The organism is Myroides injenensis M09-0166 (genome assembly GCF_000246945.1).
GTDB classification, from domain to species: Bacteria; Bacteroidota; Bacteroidia; order Flavobacteriales; family Flavobacteriaceae; genus Flavobacterium; species Flavobacterium injenense.
Genome location: NZ_BAEX01000129.1, coordinates 1 through 6,137 on the forward strand (window position 1 = coordinate 1; position 6,137 = coordinate 6,137).

The following is a 6,137-nucleotide window of genomic DNA, read 5'->3' on the forward strand; positions in this document are numbered from 1 at the left end:
ACACGTAGTATATTAGAAGCTGGTATCTTTGAATACCACGACAAAATGCCTTTAAAAAGAAACTATGCTGAAAAAGGAATAAGAGTTGTACCAAATGCAGTAGCACGACATGGAGCATATATTTCGTCAGGCGTAATTCTTATGCCATCTTATGTAAACATTGGAGCTTATGTAGATGAAGGAACAATGGTGGATACATGGGCTACTGTAGGATCATGTGCTCAAATTGGTAAAAACGTTCACTTATCAGGAGGTGTAGGAATCGGAGGTGTACTAGAACCATTACAAGCAGCACCAGTAATTATAGAAGATAATGCTTTTATAGGCTCTCGTTGTATTGTTGTAGAAGGAGTGCGTGTAGGAAAAGAAGCTGTACTAGGAGCAAATGTTGTATTAACGGCATCTACTAAAATAATCGATGTGACAGGAGATACTCCAGTTGAAATAAAAGGATATGTACCTGAACGCTCAGTAGTGATCCCTGGATCATACACTAAAAAATTCCCAGCAGGAGAATTTCAAGTGCCTTGTGCCTTAATTATTGGACAACGCAAAGCTTCAACAGATTTAAAAACATCATTAAACGACGCACTTAGAGAATATAACGTAGCCGTTTAATTTTGAAAAAATAAATAGAAACAGAGTAATTTATATTTACTCTGTTTTTTCATTTTATAACCTAATTTGTATATTAAATGAATAGATTATTCCCAAAAAGCTTACTTGTGTTTATCAAGCGCTTTTTACTGATTCTATTTTTCTATCAGATATGTCGTATTGGTTTCTATTTTTATAATAGCCATTTACTAGATCCTATTAATTTTGAAACAATTATTGGTGGTTTGCGATTTGACTTAGCTACGCTAGGTTTTATCAATATTCTTTTCGCCTTATTACATTTAATTCCTGGTAATTTTCAAACAAAAAAAGGATATCAAAAGTTTTTGTTCTATAGTTTTTATTTAGTTAACATCTTCTTCTTGTGCTTAAATTTTGTCGACTACGAATATTTTAAATTTATAGGACGTCGTAGTTCTTTCTCTTTCATTACCGCCTCAGGAATGGAACAAGAACTTCCTGGACTTTTAAAATCGTTCATTATTGAATTTTGGTGGATACCATTATTTATGGTTTTATCCTTCTTTTTCTTTTGGTTGATTTACAGAAAAATAAACTACAAAATAGAATACAGTAGGTTTACAATAGGTGGAGTGGTATTAGCTTTAGTAATTACTGGATGTATGTTGTTATTAGGTCGTGGAGGACTTCAACGCAAGCCAATACGCTTAGTAGATGCTGCACAATATGGAGGACTTAAAAATACTGCATTAGTACTTAATACCCCTTTTTCAGTAATTAAAACAATGGGGAAAAGTGAAGGATTAAAAGAGCTTAACTACTATACAGAGGATGAACTAAATGCTATCTTTAACCCTATACAAGAATTCAAATATGACTCTATTAATAAAAAGAATGTTGTACTGCTAATTGTAGAAAGTTTTGGTAGAGAAAATATGCGTATGGGATTAACACCTTTTATGGATTCACTTGCTGATCACAGTCATTTCTTTGAAAATGCTTTTGCAAATGGAAAAGTTTCTATAGATGCTGTACCTTCAACAATCTCAAGTATACCAAGCTTAATGGATCGCACATTTATATCCTCTAGTTATTCGCTAAACAAAGTATATGCTCTACCTGAGATCTTAAATAATGTAGGATACCATACTGCATTTTTCCATGGTGCATTTAATGGTAGTCAAAACTTTGATCAGTATTCTAATGTTGCAGGATTTAAAGAATATTACGGTAAGAATGAATATGTGGGACCAGACGCATTTGATGGTACATGGGGAATATTTGACGAAGAATTCTTACAGTTTTTTGCCAGCAAATTAGATGAATTTGACAAACCATTTTTCACAACTTTATTTACAATTTCATCTCACAATCCTTATACAATTCCTGAGAAATATAAAGGTAAATTTCCTAAAGGACCTGGACATATTCATGAATCGATTGCCTATGCAGATTACGCATTAAAGAAATTCTTTGAAACAGCTAAAACAAAAGATTGGTACAATAATACTATTTTCATTATTACAGCAGACCATACATCATCAGAACCACAAACTGATAAATGGAAATCAAACGTAGGTAAATTTAGAATTCCTATTTTATTCTTAGCTCCTGGAGATGAAACAATCACTATAGAAAAAGTAGAAAAGAATTTTCAGCAAATAGATGTCTTGCCAAGTTTAATGGATTACTTGCAAATCAATGGTAAAATTGTGAGCTATGGTAAGTCTTATAAGTCAGATCAAGACTTTGTAGTTAACTACTTAGACCATATTTATAATTACGAAAAAGGTGATTACTATTTAGCTTATGATGGTACTACTACTTTAGGTTTGTACAACTGGAAAAAAGATCCAGAATTAAGATATGATTTAAAAGAAAGTGAACCAGAAAAAGTAAAAGAGATGGAGAAATTTCTAAAAGCATACATTCAATCATTTAACTACAGAGTAAAAAACAATTTACTAACTGTAGAATAAAAAAATTCATTAGGGTAGTGCTCATAGCCCTACCCTATTTTTGTTTTCTTAATTTTTTCTATCAATTTGTTATTTTTAAGTTATCAGTTGGTATTTATTAATATATAATTTCTACTTTTAATCTACATTTACAATAAATTCTGCTAGATGAATAATTTAACCCTACTTATTCCCACAAAAAATGAAGCTTCTTGTATAGCTTCTTGTATTTTATCTGCAAAAGATATTGTAGATGAAATTATTGTAATTGATTCTTACAGTGTTGATGATACTGTTGAAATTGCGAAGGAATATGGTGCTAAAATAATTCAACGTGAATTCGATAATTTCTCTAATCAAAAGAATTTTGCAATACCACAAGCAAAAAATGAATGGATATTACTATTAGATGCAGATGAACAACTAACAGAAGAATTAAAAGCAGAAATAAAAGATTTAGTAAATTCTAATCACCTAAATGACCATAAAGCGTATTGGGTCTATAGAAAAAATTACTTTTTTGAAAGACCAATAAATTATTCAGGATTTCAAAAAGATAAAGTAATTAGACTATTTTCAAAAAACGATTGCCAATACAAAAACTTTGTACATGAAAACTTAGTTGTTAATGGTACAACAGGTTTTTTAAATAATAAACTGTATCACAATACTTACAAAGGTTTTGACAATCATGTTCAAAAGCTAAATTACTACGCCACTTTACAAGCCAAAGATTATGATAAGAAAACTGATAAAATAGGTCTCTTTCATTTTATAATTAAACCAGGGTTTAGATTTTTTAAACACTACATAATACAAAAAGGTTATAAAGATGGGACTCCAGGTATAATTATGTCTTTTCTAGGCAGCTATTCAACTTTTATTAGATATGTCAAATTATGGATGCTCCGCAATAATATTGAAAAATAATTGATAATTATATGTAATACAAAAAAGCTTAACTGTAAAAGAGTTAAGCTTTTTTATTATCAATCCATTTTTTATTATTGCATACTTTCGACGCACATTATTGCACATTTCTCTCCATCAATAGCGGCAGAAACAATTCCCCCAGCATATCCAGCTCCTTCTCCACAAGGATATAAACCTTTAATTTGTGGATGTTCTAAAGTATTTTCTTCACGAGGTATACGCACTGGAGAGGAAGTTCTACTTTCAGGAGCATGAAGTATTGCTTCATTTGTAAAATAGCCTTTCATTGATTTACCAAATTCTTGAAACCCTTGTCTCATGATATCTGTCAAATAATTTGGAAATACCTCACCCAATTCAATAGATGTTGTACCAGGTACATAAGAAGTTTTAGGTATTGAGGAGGAAACTTTTCCTTGTGAAAAATCAACCATTCGTTGAGCAGGAACACGCTGTGTTTCTCCAGCTAATAAAAATGCTTTCTGTTCTATGGCTTTTTGATATTCCATTCCTGCTAAAGCACCAAACTTCTCAAAAGGTTTGAAATCTTCTAATTTTAATTCCACAACAATTCCAGAATTTGCAGTAGTACGATCACGTTTAGAAGGCGACCAACCATTTGTAACAACCTCGCCTGGAGCAGTTGCACAAGGAGCAATTACTCCACCAGGACACATACAAAAAGAATACATCCCTCTTCCATTAACTTGTTTAACAATAGAATATGGTGCAGGTGGCAAATACTCTCCCCTATAATCGCATGAATATTGTATTTTATCAATTAGCGATTGCTCATGCTCAGCTCTTACTCCTAGAGCAAAAGGTTTGGCTTCAATAAAAATATCTTTTCTATCTAATAACTCATATATATCACGTGCAGAATGTCCTGTGGCTAAAATAACTTTCTTTGCCTCTATTATATCTCCTTCATTAACTACTACTCCTTGGATTTCATTATCTTTTACAATAAAATCTACAACACGAGTATCAAATAAAACTTCACCTCCAAATTCTAGAATCTTAAGGCGCATATCCTGCATAATTTTAGGTAACTTATTGGTACCAATATGAGGATGTGCTTCCACTAAAATATCTTGTGTAGCCCCAAAAGCAACTAGTAACTCTAAAATACGATTTACATCTCCACGTTTTTTTGAACGTGTATATAACTTCCCATCAGAATATGTACCAGCTCCTCCCTCACCAAAACAATAATTTGAATCAGGATTAACGATATGTTCAATATTTATAGCTCTTAAATCTCTACGACGACTGCGAACATCTTTTCCCCTCTCTACAACAATTGGTTTTACACCCAATTCAATTAACTGTAATGCTGCAAAATAACCTGCAGGACCAGCACCCACAACTATTACTCTTGGTGCATCTTTTACATTCTTATACACTGGAAAATCTATTCGACGATGTACAACATCCTCATCAGCAAAAAAAAACAGCAACTTTCAAGTTGACCTTTACTGTTCGTTGTCTTGCATCAATAGATCGTTTTAAGATAGTGACATGTTGTACGTCTTTAACAGAGCAGTTTAGTTGTTTAGCAACGTGCTGAGTCAATAAATCTGCTGTAGCAGCTACCTCAGGTAGCACTTGTAATTGTAATTCTTGTGGCATTTTTTTATAAAGCAAATAAAAATTAAGAAGCAAAAATAAACTAAAATAGTCTATCCTTTTTCACTATTTTTTAATCTTGAATACATTTTTATGATTGAATACAATTTATATCAAAATTTCACTATAAACTTATATTTCCACCTGTAGATAATACTATTCTTTATAATCATTATAATATTATTTTATTCCCTATAATTATAAAACACAAACACAAGCTATTAAAAACCAATTAATTGAAATTTCATTTATTATCGAGTGCTATAGTTTTATTATAAGAAATTATATAAAATTTATTCTTTTTGCTTAGCATTAGATTTATTCACAATTTCTCTAAGAAGAGCTTTTCTATTTGTTGCTGCCTCTCTCTCTTTCTTCTTTTTATTTGCAATCTTATCCTTTACTATTTTTCTATTTGCTGGTGTGTTTCGCCCCATTGTTCTAAGATTCTATTCATTTTCTGATACAAAAATAGACAAAACTCTCTTTGTTATTTAATTCTAAAAACATTATTGAACATAATATAATATGTAATTATTGAAGTCGTCTTGACTTTTGTAAATAAACCACTATGGACTGAAAGTTCATAGTTTGTTAAAGCAAACTAAAGTCTGCCTGTGTGGAGCTACTTACTAAGTATAAAGTTGCCTACATTATCATTTGGTTTACGATGATGTTCAAGATATTGATTTAACATTTCATCAGTAATATTTCCTATACTCCAACAACCAAAACCTATTGCCCAAAAGTGACATCCCCAATATCTATGTTTCAAATCAGGAAATTCTATTTGTAGTTTCCTTGAGGTACGACCCTTGAAGAGTTTGACAATATTGCTTATGTTTGGAGATGGTCGATATTCTATATGAAGATGAACATGATCCTTTGATACTACACCTTTTAAAATTTGAATATCTTCTGCTTCACAAATTTGAATGATCGGACTACGACAACCTATCTGAATATCACCTTCCAATACTGGATAACGATATTTGGTCACACATACTATATGGGCAGTTAAACGTGATACACTATGTC

At 31.4% G+C, this 6,137-nt stretch carries 5 protein-coding genes and 1 pseudogene; 3 read left to right on the forward strand and 3 right to left on the reverse strand.

Translation table 11 applies throughout. From position 1 onward, the window contains the following. The 3 genes from RH98_RS14445 to RH98_RS14455 all read left to right on the forward strand — a co-directional run. Nucleotides 1-618, forward strand: a 618-nt coding sequence (locus RH98_RS14445; protein ID WP_010256812.1) for a 2,3,4,5-tetrahydropyridine-2,6-dicarboxylate N-succinyltransferase, incomplete at its 5' end; no start/stop codon positions are given. 77 nt (nt 619-695) lie between these two features. Beyond that, entirely contained in the window at nt 696-2,558 is a 1,863-nt protein-coding gene (locus RH98_RS14450; RefSeq protein ID WP_010256815.1) for an LTA synthase family protein, read from the forward strand. Between the two features lie 147 nt (nt 2,559-2,705). Beyond that, nucleotides 2,706-3,467, forward strand: a complete 762-nt coding sequence (locus RH98_RS14455; protein WP_010256819.1) for a glycosyltransferase family 2 protein — start codon at nt 2,706-2,708, stop codon at nt 3,465-3,467. Between the two features lie 74 nt (nt 3,468-3,541). Here the strand turns inward: RH98_RS14455 and RH98_RS14460 are convergent. From RH98_RS14460 to tnpA, 3 genes and pseudogenes are all read right to left on the reverse strand, one after another. Next, a pseudogene (locus RH98_RS14460) lies at nt 3,542-5,102 on the reverse strand (NAD(P)/FAD-dependent oxidoreductase). A gap of 290 nt (nt 5,103-5,392) precedes the next feature. Then, nucleotides 5,393-5,536 carry a hypothetical protein gene (locus RH98_RS15885; protein ID WP_164480458.1) on the reverse strand — a complete coding sequence of 48 codons (144 nt, stop codon included), beginning with the start codon at nt 5,534-5,536 and terminating at the stop codon, nt 5,393-5,395. A gap of 188 nt (nt 5,537-5,724) precedes the next feature. After that, a partial coding sequence (gene tnpA / locus RH98_RS14465; RefSeq protein ID WP_010256823.1) for an IS200/IS605 family transposase occupies nt 5,725-6,137 on the reverse strand: 413 nt, incomplete at its 5' end.